This is a genomic window from Acidocella sp. (genome assembly GCF_036489515.1).
GTDB lineage: Bacteria > Pseudomonadota > Alphaproteobacteria > Acetobacterales > Acetobacteraceae > Acidocella.
The window spans coordinates 1-18,921 of sequence record NZ_DASXFO010000031.1 but is presented as its reverse complement, the minus strand read 5'-3'; the positions used below and the strand labels follow the sequence as shown (position 1 = coordinate 18,921).

At 64.9% G+C, this 18,921-nt stretch carries 20 protein-coding genes; 12 read left to right on the top strand and 8 right to left on the bottom strand.

Annotation, left to right across the window (positions count from 1 at the left end):
• Complete coding sequence (gene murJ / locus VGG47_RS04000; protein WP_331535678.1) at positions 1-1,545, bottom strand: murein biosynthesis integral membrane protein MurJ; 1,545 nt, start codon at positions 1,543-1,545, stop codon at positions 1-3.
• Positions 1,546-1,738: 193 nt separating this feature from the next.
• Complete coding sequence (locus VGG47_RS03995; RefSeq protein WP_331535676.1) at positions 1,739-2,884, bottom strand: ABC transporter substrate-binding protein; 1,146 nt, start codon at positions 2,882-2,884, stop codon at positions 1,739-1,741.
• 85 nt (positions 2,885-2,969) lie between these two features.
• On the opposite strand from VGG47_RS03995, the gene VGG47_RS03990 reads away from it, so the two are divergent.
• From VGG47_RS03990 to VGG47_RS03970, 5 genes are all read left to right on the top strand, one after another.
• Positions 2,970-3,974, top strand: coding sequence for an NAD(P)H-quinone oxidoreductase (locus VGG47_RS03990; protein WP_331535674.1), 1,005 nt, complete (start codon positions 2,970-2,972; stop codon positions 3,972-3,974).
• A gap of 140 nt (positions 3,975-4,114) precedes the next feature.
• Entirely contained in the window at positions 4,115-4,576 is a 462-nt protein-coding gene (locus VGG47_RS03985; protein ID WP_331535672.1) for a hypothetical protein, read from the top strand.
• A 65-nt stretch (positions 4,577-4,641) separates the two neighbouring features.
• Entirely contained in the window at positions 4,642-4,971 is a 330-nt protein-coding gene (locus VGG47_RS03980; protein ID WP_331535670.1) for a hypothetical protein, read from the top strand.
• 45 nt (positions 4,972-5,016) lie between these two features.
• Positions 5,017-5,367 (top strand): RidA family protein, encoded by a 351-nt coding sequence (locus tag VGG47_RS03975; RefSeq protein WP_331535668.1) that lies wholly within the window; start codon positions 5,017-5,019, stop codon positions 5,365-5,367.
• Between the two features lie 322 nt (positions 5,368-5,689).
• Entirely contained in the window at positions 5,690-6,460 is a 771-nt protein-coding gene (locus VGG47_RS03970) for a CHAP domain-containing protein (RefSeq protein WP_331535666.1), read from the top strand.
• Between the two features lie 141 nt (positions 6,461-6,601).
• On the opposite strand, the gene rsmA is transcribed toward VGG47_RS03970, so the two are convergent.
• A complete protein-coding gene (gene rsmA / locus VGG47_RS03965; protein ID WP_331535664.1) occupies positions 6,602-7,435 on the bottom strand; it encodes a 16S rRNA (adenine(1518)-N(6)/adenine(1519)-N(6))-dimethyltransferase RsmA in 834 nt (277 codons plus the stop codon).
• 43 nt (positions 7,436-7,478) lie between these two features.
• Between rsmA and VGG47_RS03960 the strand changes: the two genes are divergently transcribed.
• Positions 7,479-9,269 carry a chloride channel protein gene (locus VGG47_RS03960; protein ID WP_331535662.1) on the top strand — a complete coding sequence of 597 codons (1,791 nt, stop codon included), beginning with the start codon at positions 7,479-7,481 and terminating at the stop codon, positions 9,267-9,269.
• Between the two features lie 193 nt (positions 9,270-9,462).
• Positions 9,463-10,557, top strand: a complete 1,095-nt coding sequence (locus VGG47_RS03955; RefSeq protein ID WP_331535660.1) for a hypothetical protein — start codon at positions 9,463-9,465, stop codon at positions 10,555-10,557.
• 164 nt (positions 10,558-10,721) lie between these two features.
• Here the strand turns inward: VGG47_RS03955 and msrB are convergent, their stop codons facing one another.
• Positions 10,722-11,132 (bottom strand): peptide-methionine (R)-S-oxide reductase MsrB, encoded by a 411-nt coding sequence (msrB, locus tag VGG47_RS03950; protein ID WP_331535658.1) that lies wholly within the window; start codon positions 11,130-11,132, stop codon positions 10,722-10,724.
• Positions 11,133-11,232: 100 nt separating this feature from the next.
• Here msrB and msrA point away from each other — a divergent pair, with 100 nt between their 5' ends.
• A complete protein-coding gene (gene msrA, locus VGG47_RS03945) occupies positions 11,233-11,931 on the top strand; it encodes a peptide-methionine (S)-S-oxide reductase MsrA (RefSeq protein WP_331535656.1) in 699 nt (232 codons plus the stop codon).
• 17 nt (positions 11,932-11,948) lie between these two features.
• Positions 11,949-12,095, top strand: a complete 147-nt coding sequence (locus VGG47_RS03940; protein WP_331535654.1) for a DUF6726 family protein — start codon at positions 11,949-11,951, stop codon at positions 12,093-12,095.
• 154 nt (positions 12,096-12,249) lie between these two features.
• Here the strand turns inward: VGG47_RS03940 and VGG47_RS03935 are convergent, their stop codons facing one another.
• A complete protein-coding gene (locus VGG47_RS03935) occupies positions 12,250-12,423 on the bottom strand; it encodes a hypothetical protein (protein WP_331535652.1) in 174 nt (57 codons plus the stop codon).
• Positions 12,424-12,631: 208 nt separating this feature from the next.
• On the opposite strand from VGG47_RS03935, the gene VGG47_RS03930 reads away from it, so the two are divergent.
• The 3 genes from VGG47_RS03930 to VGG47_RS03920 all read left to right on the top strand — a co-directional run bounded on the left by VGG47_RS03930 (position 12,632) and on the right by VGG47_RS03920 (position 14,483).
• Complete coding sequence (locus VGG47_RS03930; protein WP_331535650.1) at positions 12,632-13,003, top strand: hypothetical protein; 372 nt, start codon at positions 12,632-12,634, stop codon at positions 13,001-13,003.
• Between the two features lie 35 nt (positions 13,004-13,038).
• A complete protein-coding gene (gene gshB / locus VGG47_RS03925) occupies positions 13,039-13,983 on the top strand; it encodes a glutathione synthase (protein WP_331535648.1) in 945 nt (314 codons plus the stop codon).
• A 119-nt stretch (positions 13,984-14,102) separates the two neighbouring features.
• The gene (locus VGG47_RS03920; RefSeq protein WP_331535646.1) at positions 14,103-14,483 is read left to right on the top strand and encodes a hypothetical protein; all 381 of its coding nucleotides are present in this window, start codon (positions 14,103-14,105) and stop codon (positions 14,481-14,483) included.
• Positions 14,484-14,630: 147 nt separating this feature from the next.
• Here VGG47_RS03920 and otsB read toward each other — a convergent pair whose 3' ends face one another.
• From otsB to VGG47_RS03905, 3 genes are all read right to left on the bottom strand, one after another.
• Positions 14,631-15,326 (bottom strand): trehalose-phosphatase, encoded by a 696-nt coding sequence (otsB, locus tag VGG47_RS03915; RefSeq protein ID WP_331535644.1) that lies wholly within the window; start codon positions 15,324-15,326, stop codon positions 14,631-14,633.
• Positions 15,327-15,489: 163 nt separating this feature from the next.
• Entirely contained in the window at positions 15,490-17,517 is a 2,028-nt protein-coding gene (gene malQ, locus VGG47_RS03910) for a 4-alpha-glucanotransferase (protein WP_331535642.1), read from the bottom strand.
• Positions 17,514-18,921: alpha-amylase family glycosyl hydrolase (locus VGG47_RS03905; RefSeq protein WP_331535640.1), on the bottom strand; the 1,408-nt coding region annotated here is incomplete at its 5' end. The genes VGG47_RS03905 and malQ, both read right to left, overlap by 4 nt.

Here is an 18,921-nt window from a genome sequence, read left to right as displayed (position 1 = left end):
TCAACCGGCCACGGCCTTGCGCCGCCGGCGCCGCAGCAGCGCCGTAAGTTCGGCCATGTCGAAGGCGCGAACCAGAAACCCGCACCCAAAATAGGCGATCCCGCCGGCCACGGTGAGGAGCAGGAATTCAGGGATGCTCGTCTTGCCGGGCGGGAGCAAAAACTCGGTGCCATACAAGGCAGCCGCCATCACCGCCCCGGCCAACAACAAACGCGGGATGCGCCGCTTGGCCAGCGCGTCGAAAGTGAAATGCCCGCGCCTGCGCAGGATCCACACCAGCAGCACGGCATTGCAGGCGGAAGAGAGGCTGGTCGCCAAAGCCGGGCCGACGGCCTTGAGCGGATGCATGAACAGCAGGTTCATGCCGAGGTTCAGCGCCACGGCCAGCACGCCGATTTTCAGCGGCGTCATGGTGTCACCGCGGCCGAAGAAACCCGGGGTGAGGATTTTCACCAGGGCGAACACCGGCAGGCCGATCGCGAACGCGGCCAGCGAATTCCCCGCCAGCACGGCGTTATGCGCGGTGAAGGCGCCGCGCACGAACAGCACATCCATCACCGGCCGCGCCGCCACCGCCAGCCCGATGGCTGCCGGCAAGGTCAGCATCAGCACGGATTCGAAGGCGCGGTTGAGTGCTGCCATGGCGTTCTCCTCCTCGCCCAGCGCGATGTGCCGGGTAAGCGCCGGCAGCAAAGCGGTGCCGGCGGCGGTGCCGATCACCCCCAGCGGCAGCTGGTTCACGCGGTCGGCGTAATACAGGATCGACACCGACCCGGCCGGCAGCAGCGTGCCGATGATGATGTCGATGGAGACGTTGAGCTGCGTCACCCCCGCGCCGACCAGCCCCGGCGCCATGCGGCGGAACAGAATTTTCATGCGCGGCGTGAGCTTGGGCTTCGGCACGGTGATGCGCATCCCGGCACGGCGCATGGCGATGATCAGCAGCAGCATCTGCGCTACGCCGGACACGGTGACACCCCAGGCCAGGGCGAAGCCCGGATTGGCCATATAGGGGGTAAGCGTCAGCATGAAGGCGATGGAGAATAGGTTGAACAGCACCGGGGCGGCGGCGGCGGCGGCGAAGCGCCCCATCGCGTTCAGCACGCCCGAGAACAGGGCGGTCAGGCACACGAAGAACAGATACGGGAACATGATCCGCGTCAGCACCACCGCCAGCGCGAACTTGCCGTGATTGCCGGAGAAGCCCGGGGCCAGCACGTAGAGCAGCCAGGGCATGAAAATCTCGCCCAGCACGGTCAGGCTGCCGAGCCAGAAGATCATCACCGCCGTCGCCTCTTCGGCGAAGCCGGTCGCGGCTTCCATCCCTTCCTGGTGCAGGATGGTGGAGATCGAGGGCACGAAGGCGGCGTTGAACGCACCCTCGCCGAACAGGCGGCGGAACAGGTTGGGCAGGCGCAGGGCAACGAAGAACGCATCCGCCACCGGGCCGGTGCCCATCATGGCGGCAATCAGGATGTCCCTGACAAAGCCGAGAATGCGGCTCGCCATCGTCCACATCCCCACCGTCATCGCACCACGCATCATGCCCTGGCTGTAGAGGATTACCGGCGGGTCAGGAAGAGTGAGGGAAGAGAAGGAAGAACTACTTTTTGTGAACAAAAAGTAGCAAAAAAACTTTGTTATGCTGGGCCATGGGCGTTGTCCCCGCCAACGCCCATGGCCCAGCATAGTCCAAAAGTTTTTGCGCCGCTTTTTTTAAAAAGCGGCTACTTTCTTTCTAAACTGCCGGCACCAGCGTCGCGCCGCGCCATTGTTGAAGCGCAACGAAGCTGCGCGTGTTCTGGCCGTCACGGTCGAAGGCCACGCCCCAGCCATTTGCCAGACCACCCGGGGCGATGTCGGTCCCGCGCAGCGCGTCCAGCAGCTTCGATGCGTCGCCGCGCACGCTGTTCAGCGTGTCGAAGACCAGTTTGGCGCCGACATAGGCGGTCAGGCTGTCCGGCCCGCGTGGTGCCATGCCGTAGCGGCGCTCATAGGCTTGCGCGAGGGCGGCGGCGCCGGGCGGATAGAACGGCGCCGCGATCACCAGCGTGCCGTCGAAGAGGGGGCCGAGGGTGGCGCCGGTTTCGCGCAGCGCGTAGCCGTCGCCGCAACCGAGCACCGCCGGCTTCCAGCCTTGGCCTTGCATCGCCAGGAAGAAGGCCATCACGTCGCTGGGTCCGGCGGCGTGCAGCACGATGCCGGCGCCGGCCCGTTTCAGCCGTCCGACCGGATCGATGAGGTCGGCCACGTCTGGCGGGTAGCCGATGGCGAGTTGGATCGGCACTTTGGCGGCTGTCAGCGCGGCGGTGACGGCGCTGGCGATGGCCGTACCTGTGGCCCCGGTATTGTAGAGCAGCCCAATCTTTTGCCCTGAGAACCGGCGCCGGATCGTATCGACCGCAAGATCGCCGATCATCACCGTGGTCGGCGCGGTGCGGAGCAGAAAATGGAAACCGCGCGTGGTGATGCCGGCGGCGGGGGCATTGAGTTCGATGAACGGCACCTGCGCCAATTCCGCTGCGGCCGAGCCGGGGAAGGAGAGGCTCGAGGCGCCGGCGCTCAGCACCAGCCCGGCATGGTGGGCGGTGATCAGACCGTTCACCGCCGCCGTGGCCTGGGCCGGGCTGAAGGCGTCGGCGGTGACCAGCGCGACCGGCTTGCCGGTGATGCCGCCCGCCTGGTCCATCGCGTCGGCGGCGAGCTGGATGCCGCGCCGGCATTCATCGCCGATCAGCGAGAGGTCGCCGGAAAGCGGCAGCGCCGCGCCGATCACCGGGGCGGCCGGCGGAGCGGGTTGTGGGTGCGGCGTGGCGGCCCCCGCCGCGCCGGCGGCCAAAAGCCCGGCGCCGGCGAGCAGCGCGCGGCGGGATAGATTTAACATGGAGGTCAACCTCGCATCTGCCCGGAAGTGCGGCAAGTTTGCGGTACCCCTTGACGGAACTGTGCAGGCTGCCGAGCTTGGGCGCATGACCCAAATTCCTGACACCATGCGCTTCATCGATGTTTCTCAGCCCGGCGGACCGGAGCAAATGCGGATCGCCCAGACCGGGACGCCGCGGCAGGGCGGGAGCGAGATCTTGATTCGCGTGCTGGCGGCGGGGGTGAACCGGCCGGATATCCAGCAACGCAAGGGCGCCTATCCGCCGCCGCCGGGCGCCAGCCCGATCCTCGGTTTGGAAGCGGCGGGCGAGATCGTGGCCTGTGGCGCGCAGGTGACCGATTTTGCCGTCGGCGACCGTGTCACCGCTCTGTGCAATGGCGGCGGCTACGCCGAATATGTCGCAGTGCCGGCGACGCAGTGCCTGCCCTGGCCGCAGGGCTATGACGCCATCCAGGCCGCTGCCTTGCCGGAGAATTATTTCACCGTCTGGGCCAACTTGTTCGACATCGGCCGGCTCAAGCCCGAGGAGAGCCTGCTGGTGCATGGCGGCACGTCCGGCATCGGCATCACCGCGATCCAGATGGCGCGGGCGCAGGGTTCCAAAGTTTTCGCCACTGCCGGCTCGGCGCAGAAATGCGCCGCCGTCGAGAAGCTCGGCGCAACGGCGATCAATTACCACGAGGAAGATTTTGCCGCCGTCATCGCCGACGCCACGCTCAAAAACGGCGTCGACGTGGTGCTGGACATGGTCGGCGCGCCTTATACCGAGCGTAATCTGCGCTGCCTGGCGCGCGGCGGGCGGCTCGTGCAGGTGGCCTTCATGCAGGGCAGCAAGGTGGAAAATCTTGATCTGCTGTCGGTGATGACCAAGCGGCTGACGATCGCCGGCTCGACCATGCGGCCGCGCAGTGCTGAGGACAAAGGCGCGATCGCCAAGGCGCTGCGCACCTGTATCTGGCCGCTTTTGGAAGCCGGGCGTTTCGCGCCGGTGATCGACAGCGTGTTCCCGCTGGACCAGGCAGCCGCCGCGCACGCGCTCATGGAGAGCAGCGCGCATATCGGCAAGATCGTTCTGAACGTTGCCGGGTAGGCAAGCAAAGAGGAAGACTACTTTTTGTGAACAAAAAGTAGTAAAAAAACTTTTTTATGCTGAGCCATGGGCGTTGTCGGCGCCGCAGCCCATGGCCCAGCATAACAAAAATTTTTGCGCCGCTTTCTTGATCCGCGCGCATGATTGACGTCACGTCGGGCACAGCCCAGGGGCCGGCGGGCGTGGTGCTGCACCTCATCTCCGCGCCGCCTTCGGCTTTGCCGACCGTGACCAAGCGGGATCTGGAGCAGGCCTGGGAGGCGGCACAGCTAAGTGGGGCGGCGCCGCCGCGCTTTTTCCGCTTTGTCCCCGAAGGGGGCGAGCCGGTGGAATTGCTGCTGCAGGACCGCGATGCTGCGTCCTGGGCCGCGGCGGTGGAGCGTAGTGCCGGGCTTTCCACCGCTTACGGCGTCTCCGTCTGCCTGCGGCTGCTGGCGCTGGTCGCTTTGATGGCCGAGGCCGGGTGGGCGCGCGCCTGGTTCGTGCTGCGCCGCGACGGCGCCGCCATCCGCCCGGAATTATGGCATGCCGCCGCTTTGGTGACGCTGAATGATCGCGGGGGCTTTGACGAACCCGACCTGCGCGCTCTATTGCCCGAATAATGCGATCGCTTGCGCCCGGCCGTGCCGGGGTGAGGTGCTTGCCGGATCAGCCTGGATAGGACGCGATGAAACAGATATTTTTGGCGGCCCTGGTTTGTGGAATACTGGCGGGATGCGCGGCATCGGCGCCGGAGACCACCGCCCAGCAGGCCGATGACGCGACCTGCACCGCCCAGGCGGATGCCGCGTATAACGCGCAGAACACCAACCTGCTGGGCCGCACCAGCCAGAATGGCCTGCTTTACGCCCCGACGAATCATGTGTTCGACGCCCAGCGCATGGGCTCGATGAGTGCGCGCGACAACCAGATCCAGCAATGCGAGCAGGACGGCAATGCCGGGCCGAGCGTGAACGGCGTGCCGGTGGTTGCCCCGCATATTGTGCAGAGCCCCTAATCCCCTAACCCCAAGACACTCACCTCAAGATAAGGGACCAGACCCATGAGCCGTATCATTCGTACCGAGCCGAACTCCGTTCTTTCCAAAGCCGTGGAATATCACGGCTTTGTCTACACCCAGGGTGTGGTCGCCAGCGACCCGTCCCAGGACATCACGGTGCAGACCAAGGATGTGCTGGCGCAGATCGACGCCCTGCTCGAGACGCATGGCACCGACAATACCCGTCTGCTGCAGGCGCATATCTGGCTCAAGGATATCGCAGACCGCGGCGCGATGAACGAAGTGTGGTCGGCCTGGCTTCCGGAGGGGCAGGCCCCGGTCCGCGCCTGCGTGCAGTCGGTGCTGGCCGATCCGCGCTACCTCGTGGAGATCATGGTGACGGCCTGCCGGTAGGATTTTTGTCCCCGGCGTCATTATTTAAGTTTTATTCCTTCTGAGGGCGTTAGCCCTGTTTTCTCCGGCGCGGCGTGTGGGTCCAGGCACACGCCGCACTGCTTTCATCGAACTGAAATATAAACGTCACGGTGCATAGGAAAGTTGTCTCATTCCGCAGCTTCCGTTACGGATTGAAACGGAGATTTTACGATTCTGTGGTAATTTTGTCGCAAGTGCGTATTGCGTGCAGCACATTCCACCCGTAGCCCGAACACATAGCAATTTGGCAAGTGCGGTACTGGAAATGAGGCAGTCTTCAGCGGGCGTCAGAAAGACCAGTTTGGTTGGCGTCAAAACCCTGTTCGCTGCGGGGCTGTCTCTGGTCGCCGCGGCGTTCGGCAGCCACGCCGCCTCCGCCGCCACGCACGGCAGCCGCCATGTTTCGCACACCACCCGGCACACTTATGTGCGCAGCCATCACGCCGTTGCCAGTGTGCATCATGAACACGTGATGATCCACCGCACGGCCGCCCGCGATTACGGCTACAGGCACCATATGGCGTCCGGCTATCGGGCCGAGCATGTTTCCTACCGCGTGTACCGTCACCACTCTTATGGCGCGACCTCCTACCGTTATTCCGACCTGCAATGCGTGCCCTATGCGCGCGAGGTCTCGCATATCGACCTGACCGGCAACGCCTATCTGTGGTGGGCCGAGGCGGCTGGCCGCTACGCCCGCGGCGACACGCCGACCGAAGGCGCGGTGCTGAATTTCCGTGGCGTCGGCCGCATGCCGCTCGGCCATGTCGCGGTGGTCACCGACGTGATCAACAGCCGCACCGTTCTCGTCACCCAGGCAAACTGGGTCGCGGACGCGATCACCAATGACGTCCGGATCGATGACGTCTCCCCGGACAACAACTGGTCGGAAGTCCGGGTCGAGCTGGGCGACAGCAGCACCCTGGGCTCAACCTACCCGACCTATGGCTTCATCTATAACAAGCCGGCCGACAGCACGATCATCGCCACCGCCGGGCAGAGCACCGAAGTCGCGGAAGCGCCGGTCGCACAGGCGGTCAACGACCAGACACCGGACCGCAATCTGCAATAAGGTAGGAAGCAGCCGCTTTTTGAAAAAAGCGGCGCAAAAACTTCTTTTATGCTGGGCTTGAGGCGTTGTCGCCGACACCGCCCATGACCCAGATTAACAAAGTTTTTTGCTACTTTTTGTTCACAAAAAGTAGTCTTTCCCTTAGCTTTCCCGGCGGAGCAGAGTCTCCATCAGCCGGACGAATTCCGCGACGCTGAGCGTCTCGGCCCGGCGCTCCGGGTCGATGTCTGCGGCGCGCAGCAGCGCCTCGCCTCCTAAGGATTTCAACGCCCCGCGCAGCATTTTGCGCCGCTGCCCGAACGCCGCTGCGGTGACGCGCTCCATCGTCCGAAATTGTTTTTGCTCCGGCTGGTTGGGGCGGGGGATGAGCCGCACCAGCGCGGAATCGACTTTCGGCGGGGGCGCAAAGGCGGCGGCGGGGATGTGCATGACGATCGCCGTCTCGCACAGCCATTGCGACAGCACGGCCAGCCGCCCGTAGGCGTCGGTATCCGGCGCGGCGCAGATGCGCTCGGCCACCTCCAGCTGGAACATCAGCGTGAAGGCGGAAAAGGCGCCGGCCTGGGCTAGCCAGGAGACCAGCAGCGGCGTTCCGACATTGTAGGGCAGGTTGGCGACCACCGCGCGCGGCGCCGGGACCAGGGCGGTCAGGTCCTGCCGCAGGGCATCCGCCGCGATGATGGTGAGGCGTCCTTCCGCATCCGCCGCCAAGGCTTCGATGGCCCGTACGGCGCGCGGGTCGAATTCCACGGCAGTGACATGCGCGGCGTCGCTGTCCAGCAGCGCGCGGGTCAGCCCGCCCGGGCCCGGGCCGATTTCCACCACGTTCAGCCCGGTGAGGGGCGCGGCGCGCGCGGCGATCGCCGCCAGCAGGTTCGGGTCGAGGAGGAAATGCTGGCCGAGGGATTTGTCCGCCTTGAGGTCGAACTCCCGGACGATGTCGCTGAGGCGCGTGCGGCGTAAAAATTGATCCATCCTGCGCTTGTTACCTGAGCGCCGGACGTGGCAACAGGGGAACGTGAGTCAACGTTTCGCCCGTGCAGCTTCGGCCTATCGCCCGATTGGCGACTGGGTGATGCATGTCCCGCAGACGATGCGCGCCTTGGTGCGCGCGGACGAAGTCTGGCTGGCGCTGCTCTCCGCCGTGGTCGGCGTGTTCGGCGGCATCGGTGTGGTGGTGATCAACGACATCACCGCGATCATGCATGAGCGCCTGTTCGCGCTGCCCGCCGGCCAGGGGCTGTCGGAATCGCTGTTTGTGGCTCCCTTGCGCGCCTTTTCCGTGCCGGTTCTGGGCGGCGCGGTTCTGGGGGTGAGCATGTGGGCGCTGGCGCGGCTGCGGCCGCATAACCTGATCGACCCGATCGAGGCCAATGCGATGTATGGCGGCCGGGTTTCGCTGCTGGACAGCCTGATCGTCGCCGGCCAGACCGCCTGGTCGAACGGCGTCGGCGCTTCGGTCGGCATGGAGGCGGGCTACGCGCAGCTCGGCGCCGGCATCGCCTCGTGGCTGGGGCGCAGCTTCCGGGTGCGGCGCAGCGACCTGCGCGTGCTGGTCGGCTGCGGCACGGCGGCGGCGATTGGCGGCGCCTTCAACGCCCCGCTCTGTGGCGCCTTCTATGGCATCGAGCTGATCATCGGCATCTATTCGATCGCGACCTTGCCTTTTGTTGTCATCGCCGCCCTGGCCGGCACGCTGACGGTGCAGATTCTCGCCGGCGGCACGCCGCCATTGCAGGTGACGTTGCCGGCGCTGGTGCCGAACGGCGCCTATGTGACGGTGCTGGTGGAGGGCATGGTCTGCGGCCTGCTCGGCATCGCCGTCATGCGCGGGGTGACGATGGTCGAGGCGGCGTTCCGCCGCTCCGGCATCCCCGTCTGGGCGCGCCCGGCGCTGGGTGGGGTGGTGGTGGGGCTGCTCGGCTGCTTCACGCCGGCGGCGATGTCCTCTGGCCATTCTGCGCTGCATGCGGATATCAATGTGAGCTACCCGTTCCTGGTGGTGCTCAGCTTCATGCTGTTCAAGGCGATCGCCTCGGCCTTTTCGATCGGCGCGGGGTTTCGCGGCGGCCTGTTCTTCGCCTCGCTGTTCCTGGGCGCGCTGTTTGGCAAGGTGTTTGCCGGGGTGGTGGCGGTGCTGCCCTTCATCACGCCGATGCCGAGCGGGTTCTATGCGGTGGTGGGCATGAGCGGGCTGGCCGTGGCGATCGTCGGCGGGCCGATGACCATGACCTTTCTGGCGCTGGAGAGCACGCAGAATTTCGGCGTGACCATGGCGGTGCTGGCCGCCTCGATCGTCTCCGCCATCACTGTGCGGCGGCTGTTCGGCTATTCCTTCGCCACCTGGCGGTTCCATCTGCGCGGCGAGCAGATCCGCTCGGCGGTGGATGTCGGCTGGATCCATTCGCTCACGGTTGGCCGCATGATGCGCCGTCCCGCCGCCACCGTGCAGCGCGGCATGACGCTCAGCGCGTTCCGCCAGGAAATCCCGCTCGGCGCCTCGCAGCGCGTGGTGGTGACGGACGAGGCGGGCGCCTATGCCGGGATCGCCTATCCGGCGGAGGCTTTCGCGGTCACGGGCGAGGGCCGTTCGGTCGGCGATATCCTGCACCATCAGGAGCATTTTTTGCTGCCCGGCATGACCGTGAAGGAGGCGATCGCGGCGCTTGAGACGGCCGAGGCGGATGCGCTGGTGGTGGTGGATGGGCCGGATTCGCGTCAGGTTCTGGGGCTGCTGACCGAGCAATACGCACTGCGCCGCTACAATGAGGAGCTGGACCGCCGGCGCCGGGAAATGGCCGGCGAATAACGCGCCCCGACGGGGCCATGATAGGCGATCTGTGCTTGAGGTGATTTGTTGTTGCGCTACTGCAACGATATAATTCTATTTTCGCGCCGTAAGGGAGTCGTTAAGGATTTCCTGTTATTTATCAAGACCATTTTTCTTGATTCGAAATCGATACAACTGTAAGTAGAGATTGACAGAACGAGCAGGGGGCGAGATGGCTGCTGGCGGTCTGACAATCTCAGGTGGTGGCCACGGCCATGGCGGTCGTGAACATGGCGGTCGCGACCAACGAGGCCATGATCAATGGGGCCACGATCATCGCGGCCTGGTCGATGTCCCCGCCAAATTCACGTCCGAGGTGATGGCCTGGCTGAAGGCCTATCTCGACGGCCTCTCCGACTCGCCCCACGGCGGCCATGATGAATTCGGACAGCGCGGCGACAGCGGTTACGTGCCCAATGACGGCCGGGATGGGAGCGTTCCCGGCTCTGACAGACATCAGGGGGCCGACCGCAATCAGTTCACCAGCGGCGACGACAGGGGGGACGGAAACAGAAACGTCTATACCTCCTATGCCGATGCGACGGTGCCGGCGGCCGATACGTTCGGCGCTTCGATGCATTTCACCCGCGGCGCCGGCGGCACACTCACCTTCATCAACCACAGCGCCGATGCCGCGACGGTTTATGCCGGCCATCACGGCGCCGGGAGCGCGGTGTCCGCCTTCGGCGGCGCGGGCAACAGCTATTCTGTCGGCGGCAACGGCGCGGTGACGCTGCAGGGCAGCGCCACGCATGATTATCTGGACGCCAGCTCCTCCATCGCCACCAATGTCCTGATCGCCGGCACGGGGCTGGAGACGCTGGTGGCAAGCTCGACCATGGGCGCCAATACGTTCGAGCTCGGCCTGCCACCAACCGGCAGCCAACACGCCCCCATCGCCGACGCCGTGGTGTCGACCAGCGGTTCGGGCCTGCAGACCTTCATGCTCGGTAGCTCGAGCTCCAGCACGCTCACCGGATCGAACGCGGCCGGAGCCACGAATCTATACGATTTCATGCGTGACAGCGCGACCGAGTCGAATGGCGGGGCCCATTACACCATCACCGATTTCAACGCGGCCAACAGCACCATCTTCATCACCGACAGCACGACGGCGGCCGGCAGCGTCCATCTCGACAGCATCGCCAAGTCTGGCGGCGGCGCGGAAATTCTGCTCAGCGACGGCAGCACGATCACCCTCAAGGGCGTCGATCCCCAGTCGCTGGTGGCGCACAGCAGCAATAGCGGCGGGATCAGTATTACTTAAGGCTGGAGAGCACAGATAAAAGTAAGCAGCCGCTTTTTGAAAAAAGCGGCGCAAAAACTTTTACTATGCTGGGCCATGGGCTGCGTCGGCGACAACGCCCATGACCCAGCGTAGCAAAGTTTTTTTGCTACTTTTTGTTCACAAAAAGTAGTCTTACTTCCTGTTCAAGCGGGCGCGAAATTCATCGCTACGCCGTTCATGCAATAGCGCAGCCCGGTCGGGGCTGGGCCGTCCTCGAACACATGGCCGAGATGCCCGCCGCAGCGGCTGCAATGTGCCTCGATGCGGATCATGCCGTGGCTGCGGTCCACCGTGGTGCCGATCGTGCCTTCCACCGGGTCGGAAAAACTCGGCCAGCCGGTGCGGCTGTCGAATTTCGTGCCGGAGATGAACAGGGTCTGCCCGCAGCCGGCACAGGAGAAGGTGCCGGCCCGCTTTTCATCGTTCAGCGCGCAGCTGCCGGGCCGTTCGGTGCCGTGCTCGCGCAACACCCGGTATTGTTCGGGCGACAACATCTGGCGCCATTCCTCTTCCGTATGATGCACGGGAAACATCGTCTCGATACGGCTCGTCATTGGGGCTCTCCTCACTCATCGCGCGGAGGTGACTGCCGTTCCGCGCGGTTGGCCGTTACTATAGCGGGAACCGGGTTCGCCCCAAGTTAAAGGTACGTCCATGATCAGACACCATCAGTTTGTGCTCGCTTCAGCCGCTTTGTCGCTTGCCGTGGTCCTTGGCCTGGCCGGATCACAACCCGCTTCGGCGCAGGTCGCCGCACCGGCGCCGGCCTATGCGCCCGCCGATCCCGGTACCCTCGAGACCGCCATCCTCTCCGGGGGCTGTTTCTGGGGGATGCAGGGTGTGTATGAGCATGTGAAAGGCGTCCGCCATGTCTATGCCGGCTATACCGGCGGCAGCGCCGCCACCGCGCAATACGAGATCGTCAGCACCGGCACCACCGGCCATGCGGAATCGGTGCAGATCGTGTTCGACCCGCGCGTGCTCTCCTATGCGAAGGTCCTGCAGATTTTTGTCTCGGTCGCGGCCGATCCGACCGAACTGAACGAGCAGGGCCCTGACAGCGGCACGCAATATCGCTCGGAGATCTGGTACACCACGCCGCAGCAGCGCGCGGTGGCGGCCGCCTATCTGGCGCAGCTCAGCGCCGCCCATGTCTGGGCGCAGCCGATCGTGGTGCGGCTGGACCCGGCGCGGCCCTTCTACCAGGCCGAAACCTATCACCAGGATTTCCTGGTACGGCACCCGGACAGCCCCTATATTGTCATCAATGACCTTCCGAAAGTGACTGCCTTGCAGACAAAGTTCCCTGATGTTTACCGGCCCGTGCCGGTGACCGTGCTGCCGGTCAGCTGATGCGGCCGCATTTTGTAGTGCTGGCCCTGTTACTGGCTTTAAACGGGTGCGGCTTGGTGGCGGCGCCCTGCCGGGTCACTTCGGCCGCGATCAAGATCGTGCCGGTCGTCGGCCACCCGGCCGCGACCCCCACCGATGCCTGCGCTAACGCCATCGATCCCTGAGAGGGAAGGGAAGACTACTTTTTGTGAACAAAAAGTAGCAAAAAAACTTTATTTATACTGGGGCATGGGCTGTGTCGGCGACAACGCCCATGACCCAGCGAGGCCAAAAGTTTTTGCGCCGCTTTTTTCAAAAAGCGGCTGCTTTCTTCTGGTGTTAGCCGGCTTTCGGCTCGGGGCTGGTCGTTCCGGCGGTTTTGGCGCCGAGGGCGCGCCACCGCGCCAGTGTCGCTTCCCGGGCCGGCTTGCCGTCGCTTAAGGACGCCGCGATCAGGCGGTCGATGACAGCGTGGCGGAGTTCGGCTTCGGTCTTCAGCGCATTCGCTTGCATCAAGGCTCTCCGTCATAAAACTTGGATAAAATCTAGTTTTGATAACTTAGCCGTCGACAAAGGCGAAATTGAGGCATGGCCGAGGTTTTGCCGTGTCGCGAGGCTTGTCCGGCGGCCTCATAAATATTTCTTCCGGCGCAAAATACCTCCTGGTAAACACCGGGCTCTTTGGTATAGGTCGTGCCGAAATCAAGATCTTGAGAAATTCATGGCGCAGCAGGCAGTGTTTCAACTGATGGTAGTGGCGGCTGCGGTTCTGATCCTGTCGGGCTGTACGCAGATGTCGCGGCAATCCGCCGATCTTGCGACGTCGCTGAATGCCGGCGGGCTGGTGGGCGCCACGCCTGCAACCCTGAGTTCAGCATTTGGTCCACCGGCGCTGCGCCGGGTCGATGGCACCGCCCAGGTCTGGCTGTATCACTCGGCGGTTTGCGGTCTCAACCTCATCCTCTATCCCGATCGAAGCGGCATGCCGCGTGTGGCCCTGGCGGTGCCCGATAATGGCGACCCCGTCAGTTGCACGGCCAGCCTGCGGCGCGACCTCACGGATGCGGCCCTGGAGCATGCCACCTCGTCCTGATAGTCTCCGCCGCGAACTGCTTATTCGAGGATGATATGGGCTTGAAAATCGCCGTGCAGATGGACCCGCTGCACGGCATCGACATCACCGGCGACTCCACCTTCGCGCTGATGCTGGAGGCGCAGGCGCGCGGCCACCAGCTCTGGCACTACGAAGTGCAGCATATGTGGCTGGACGGCGCTACTCTGAAGGCGCGCGTGCAGCCGGTGACGGTGAAAAACGAGCCCGGCGCGCACTACACGTTCGGCCCGGAAAAGATCGTGGCGCTGCAGGAGATGGACGTGGTGCTGATGCGCCAGGATCCGCCCTTCGACATGGCCTATATCACCGCAACGCATCTGCTCGAGCACATCCACCCGAAAACGCTGGTGGTGAACAACCCGGCCGCTGTGCGCAACGCCCCGGAAAAGCTGCTGGTCACGCATTTCCCCGAGCTGATGCCGCCCACCCTGATCGCCTGGGATCGCGGCGCGATCAAGGATTTCCGCAAGCTGCATGGCGACATCATCGTCAAGCCGCTGTTCGGCAATGGCGGCATCGGCGTCTTCCGCATCAAGCCCGATGACGAAAATCTCGGCGCCCTGCTGGACATGTTTTTCACGGCCTCCAGAGAGCCGCTGATGGTGCAGCGTTACGAACCTGCTGTTAGAGCGGGTGACAAGCGCATCATCCTGATCGACGGCGAGCCGCTGGGTGCCGTGAACCGCGTGCCGGCGGAGGGCGACAGCCGCTCCAACATGCATGCCGGCGGCCGTCCCGAGAAGACCACGCTGACGGCGCGTGAGCGGGAAATCTGCGCGGCGCTCGCCCCGGTGCTGAAGCGGAAGGGCCTGCTGTTCACCGGCATCGATGTGATCGGCGACTACCTGACCGAGATCAACGTCACCTCGCCGACCGGGCTGCAGCAGATCGCCCGGTTCGACGGTGTGAATCTCGCCGCCGCCATCTGGGAGAAGATCGAGGCGATGCGCGGTGCTTGAACGGTACCGTTACAAACGGTGACAACTCATGATTGTAAAAGATGCCAGTCGTGGGTTAGGGTGTATGCAGCATAACTAACTACTAGCTGTAACCCCCTGACGGATCTGGAGACGTGATCATGAGCATGAGCATTAGTGGCAGCCTCAGCAGCGCCCTCGCGGCGCTGGGCACGCCGACCACAACGCCCGGCGCGACCGGCTCGGCCACGGCGGCCAAATCCTCGACGCCCTCGACTGCTTCGACTGCCTCGGTCGGCGGGGCAGCCGGCGGAGGCGGCGCGAAGTCGGCGTCGACGTCCTCATCTTCGTCTTCGTCCGCAACGACGACCACAACGACGGATGGCCCCGGCGGGGCCGTGACGACCACCGTGACGAACGCCAAGGGCGAGGTCATCTCCTCCACGACCACGACGGCCTCGTCAGCGACTGCCACCGCGTCCACCGCCGCCGCCAGCACGAGCTCAGCGTCGACGCCGGGCTCGGTGAACGCCTGGGCCTAAGCGGAAGGAAGCACTACTTTTTGTGAACAAAAAGTAGCAAAAAAACTTTGCTACTCTGGGTCATGGGCGTTGGCGCTGACAACGCCCATGACCCAGAGTAAAAAAGTTTTTGCGTCGCTTTTTTCAAAAAGCGGCTACTTTCTTCGCTCAGCCCCGGCGCAGCCAGTCCCGCACTGCTTCGGGCTCGCCTGCAAAATCTCGCTTCACGTGGAGCCCGGCGCCGCCTAGCTCGTTGGCCTTGGCGATCGCTGGCTCGTCGGTCACGTCGTCGCCGATGAAGATCGGCCGCCGCCCGGCGAAGGGCGCCATGGTCATGAAACCGGCCAGCGCGTCGCCCTTGTTGCCGCCGCGCGGCTTCAGCTCGAACGCGCAATGGGCCGGCAGCAGCGTGGCGTCGTCGCTGTCGGCGAGCAGCTGGTGCACGAGGTTGCGCAGCTCCTCCTCGTGCTCGGGCGCGCGGCGGTAATGCAGCACCAGGCTGAATTCCTTTTCCTCGATGAGAAGGCCGGGCATTGCTTCGGCGTAGCGGTTGAGCACTTTCAGCCAGTGGTTGTAGCCGGCGGGGCGCTGCACATGGCTGGTGATCGCGCCGTCCGTGGTGCGGATCACCATGCCGTGTTCGGCGGCGCAGGTCAGGCCGGGCCCGAGCAGATGGTCGATGTCGCTGAGCTTGCGTCCGGAGAGGATCGCCAGCGCGCCGCCCAGCCGTGCGCTCAAGCGCCGCAGCGTGCCAGGCAGATCAGACGGCACGACGACAGAATCCGGCGTCGGCGCCAGATCGATCAAGGTGCCGTCAATGTCGAGGAAAAGTGCGTGGTCGGCGGCGAGCGTCGGCAAAGTCATAAGATTCTCAGTAAGACAATGGGTCGGTCAGAGAGACCTCTTCTAGAGCATGATGGCTTGAGATCAGAGGGGGAAGTGACCGCTTTTTGAAAAAAGCGGCGCAAAAACTTTTGGGCGAAGCTGGGCCATAGGCGTTGTCGATGCAAACGCCCCAGGCCCAGCATTAATAAAGTTTTTTTGCTTCTTTTTGTTCACAAAAAGAAGCCTTCCCTTCACTCTCGCTGGTCCGGCGTGCGTTCGCCAGCATCGTGAGGCGCCGGCTAAAATCGGCGCGGCTGAACAGCGTCTCGGCATTGCTCGTCAGGCGGCGGCGCCAGTTGGGGTGCGCGTCGATGGTGCCGGGCAGGTTCGGCTGCTCGCAAGCCGCGAGCGCATCCTCGACCGGCAGCAGTGCCAGGGTGCAGCCAGCGCGGCCGAGATGGGAGGCGGCGGCATCAGCAGCGGCGGCGCCATCCTGCGGCGGCGGTGGTGGTGGTGTCGTGGCGCCGGACGTCGTGAAGGCGCTCCAAAGCGCGCGCCGGTCGGCGTCGCGTTGCGCCGGCGTGTCGCCGCTCATATGCAGTTTTTCGCGCCAGCCGATATCGGTGCCCTCCCACCAGCCGGCGACGGTCGGCAGGTCGTGCGTCGTGGTCATCGCCACCGCCGACTTCGTCCAGCTTTGCGGTGGGGTGAAGGTTGCGCCGTCGCGCTCGAACCACATCACGCGCAGCCCGGAGATGCCGGCGCGGTGCAATTTGGCGCCGAAACCGGGCGGCAGGGTGCCGAGATCCTCGCCGAGGATCACCGCTTTGTGGCGGTACGATTCCAGGGCGACCAGACGCATCAGATCATCCGCCGGCATCGTCAGATACGCGCCCTGGGCGGAGGGCAGTCCCTGCGGGACCACCCAGAGCCGGGTGAGGCCCATCACATGGTCGATGCGCACACCGCCGGCATGGCGCAGCGCGTGGCGCAGCATGTCGATGAAGGCGGAGAAGCCGCTGCGGCGCAGGCCTCGCGGCGAGAAGGCGGTGATGCCCCAGCTTTGCCCCTCGCGGTTGACGAGGTCCGGCGGCGCGCCGATTTCCAGCCCTTGCAAAACCTCGTCCTGGCGGCTCCAGCTATGGCTGCCGGACGGGTCGGTGCCGACCGCGAGGTCCGCGATCAGGCCGATCCTGGCGCCGGCCGCGCGGGCGGCTTCCTGGGCGGCGCCAAGCTCCCGGTCGGCGCGCCATTGCAGCCAAGCATGAAACCCGATTTTTTGCGCCGCCTGCTGTGCGAAGCGGGCGACTGCCGGATTGTCGGGATGTTGGTAGGCAGCGGGCCAGTTGCGCCAGTCGAGTGCTGATGGGTTGTCTTGGCTGAGCTTTTCCATCAGCGCCTCGAAAAGCGCGTGGCGTTTTTGCTCCGGCCCGAGTTCGGCGTGGATTTGTTCTCCCAGCTCAGGGCTGTAGGTTTGGTCAAACACCTCGCGCAGCGCGTGGAACTTGGCTGCGGCGGCGCGCGGCCAGTCGATCAGCGCGGCATCGTTCGAAGCCGCAGAATCATGGGCGATGTGGAGCACGTTCAGCGCCGCGCGGTTGGAGGGCGCGTACGGGCTGAAGCGGGTGAGGTCGGCGGCGAACAGCGCATGCACCGGGCTGATGCCGATGGCATCCGCGCCGCGCCGCGCAGCCTGGGTGCAAAAATCCGCGAGGGCCGAAAAATCGCCGATGCCGCCGTCATGTTCGCGGCGCAGCGCGTAGAGCTGTACGGTCAGGCCCCAGAGTTTCGCGCCCTGTGCCGCGTCCTCCAGCGTGTAGGAACGCGGCGGCGCCACCGCCAGCGTGATTCTGGTCCTGCCAAGCTCGAGGCCGTGATAGCCGGGCTTTTGCACCGGCGGCAGAGCGATGCCGTTCGGTTGCGCCTCCGCAATGCCCTCGACGGTTTCCCCCGTTTCCAGTGTGAGCCGGTAGCGGCCGGGCGGACCGGGCATAAAAATCGGCTCGCCCGCCGCGGCGGTGATCAGCGGCGGCGGCGCAGAATTTTGAGACGTCTCGGCGCGCAGCGTGGCCAGGCTGTCGCTTATGTCGGCTTCGTTTCCCGCGGGAAACCCGAGCGCCGCCAGCACCGCGCGGAGCGAGTCGTCCGAGACGATCTGTTCGGCGCCGCTGACGTCGCGCCAGGCGGTCTGCAGCCCGGCCGCGCGGGCGAGCTCGTGCAGCGCGCTCATGCGCGCCACAGGCAGGTGGTGAAGCCGGGCAGCATGCCGTCTTCCAGGCCGGGTCCGTAGAGCAACTCCCCCTCCATTCCGTCATAAGGCGTCGGCGTGGCGGCGAGATTCGTCGCCACTGTCAGCAAGCTTCCGTCATTCATGCGCCAGGCGGCGCGCACCGCATGGGCGGAGAGTGCCGCGGCGCCGGCAGGTTCGCAGCCTTCCATCAGCGGCGTGAGTCTGGTCCGCCGCAGGCGTAGGCAGTCGGTGTAGAGCGCGGTCCAGTCATTTTTCGTGACCTGCGGGATCGAGGCCTGGAAGGTCGCGGCCGCGTTCGCCTCGGGGATCGTCTCCCGCCGGTCCGGGGCGCGGAACGCGGCGAAGCGTGAAAACTCCTGGCGGCGCCCCGCGGTCACCTGCCGGCCGAGCTCATCGTGGTGGTCGGTAAAATACAGAAACGGCCGGGTTTCGCCAAATTCTTCGCCCATGAAGATCATGGGGATTTGCGGCGTGAACAGCAGGAAGGCGATGGCGGCGCGCAAGGCGGCGGGATGCGCCAGACGGCGCAGCCGCTCGCCGAATGCGCGGTTGCCGATCTGGTCGTGATTCTGCAGGTAGATGATGGCGGTGGGCGGCGGGCCCGCCAACCCTGTCGCCAGAAACGCCGCCATCTGCCGCGCCGGGTCGGGAAAATCCGCGTAATAGCCGTCGCTCTCGCCGGTCAGCAGCACATGCGCACAATGATGCCAGACATCGGCCCACTGCCCATCGTATTTTTGCGCTGCGGCGCCGCCGCGCAGCAGAGCCGCGTCGTTATCCTCGTTTTCCAGGATCAGGTGAATATGCCGGTCGGGCAGGGCATGGCGGATTTCCGCAGCCATTTCCAGGAGGAAAGGAGAGTCGCCGATGGCGTGCACGGCGTCGAAGCGCAACCCGTCGAAACGGACGTCGCGCAGCCAGTATAGCGCGTTGCCGATGAAAAAATCCCGTACCTCGGGGTGGCGGAAATCGATCGCCTGCCCCCAGGGCGTGCGCCGGTCGGCACGGAAGAAGGATTTCGCGTAGCGCTCGAGGTAATTCCCGTCCGGGCCGAAATGATTGTACACCACGTCGAGAAACACCTGCAGGCCAAGGCCGTGCGCCGTGTCGATCAGGGTGTGCAGCGCCTCAGGGCTGCCATAGGCGGCAGCGGGCGCGTAAGGCAGCACGCCGTCATAGCCCCAGTTATGCCGGCCGGGAAAATCCGCGATCGGCATCAGCTCGATGGCGGTGACGCCGAGGGCGGCCAGGCGCGGCAGCTGCGCGGTCACCCCGTCGAACCCGCCATAGGCGCCGACATGGAGCTCGTAGATCACGGTTTCCGCCCAGGGAAGGCCGCGCCAGTCCGCATGGCGCCAGCGAAAATTCAGGTCGGTGACCAGG

Bases quoted from the DNA above. Each gene is read 5' to 3' on its own strand.
- murJ (WP_331535678.1), bottom strand. From the start codon at position 1,545: ATGATGCGTGGTGCGATGACGGTGGGGATGTGGACGATGGCGAGCCGC.
- VGG47_RS03995 (WP_331535676.1), bottom strand. From the start codon at position 2,884: ATGTTAAATCTATCCCGCCGCGCGCTGCTCGCCGGCGCCGGGCTTTTG.
- VGG47_RS03990 (WP_331535674.1), top strand. From the start codon at position 2,970: ATGACCCAAATTCCTGACACCATGCGCTTCATCGATGTTTCTCAGCCC.
- VGG47_RS03985 (WP_331535672.1), top strand. From the start codon at position 4,115: ATGATTGACGTCACGTCGGGCACAGCCCAGGGGCCGGCGGGCGTGGTG.
- VGG47_RS03980 (WP_331535670.1), top strand. From the start codon at position 4,642: ATGAAACAGATATTTTTGGCGGCCCTGGTTTGTGGAATACTGGCGGGA.
- VGG47_RS03975 (WP_331535668.1), top strand. From the start codon at position 5,017: ATGAGCCGTATCATTCGTACCGAGCCGAACTCCGTTCTTTCCAAAGCC.
- rsmA (WP_331535664.1), bottom strand. From the start codon at position 7,435: ATGGATCAATTTTTACGCCGCACGCGCCTCAGCGACATCGTCCGGGAG.
- VGG47_RS03955 (WP_331535660.1), top strand. From the start codon at position 9,463: ATGGCTGCTGGCGGTCTGACAATCTCAGGTGGTGGCCACGGCCATGGC.
- msrB (WP_331535658.1), bottom strand. From the start codon at position 11,132: ATGACGAGCCGTATCGAGACGATGTTTCCCGTGCATCATACGGAAGAG.
- msrA (WP_331535656.1), top strand. From the start codon at position 11,233: ATGATCAGACACCATCAGTTTGTGCTCGCTTCAGCCGCTTTGTCGCTT.
- VGG47_RS03935 (WP_331535652.1), bottom strand. From the start codon at position 12,423: ATGCAAGCGAATGCGCTGAAGACCGAAGCCGAACTCCGCCACGCTGTC.
- VGG47_RS03930 (WP_331535650.1), top strand. From the start codon at position 12,632: ATGGCGCAGCAGGCAGTGTTTCAACTGATGGTAGTGGCGGCTGCGGTT.
- gshB (WP_331535648.1), top strand. From the start codon at position 13,039: ATGGGCTTGAAAATCGCCGTGCAGATGGACCCGCTGCACGGCATCGAC.
- VGG47_RS03920 (WP_331535646.1), top strand. From the start codon at position 14,103: ATGAGCATGAGCATTAGTGGCAGCCTCAGCAGCGCCCTCGCGGCGCTG.
- otsB (WP_331535644.1), bottom strand. From the start codon at position 15,326: ATGACTTTGCCGACGCTCGCCGCCGACCACGCACTTTTCCTCGACATT.
- malQ (WP_331535642.1), bottom strand. From the start codon at position 17,517: ATGAGCGCGCTGCACGAGCTCGCCCGCGCGGCCGGGCTGCAGACCGCC.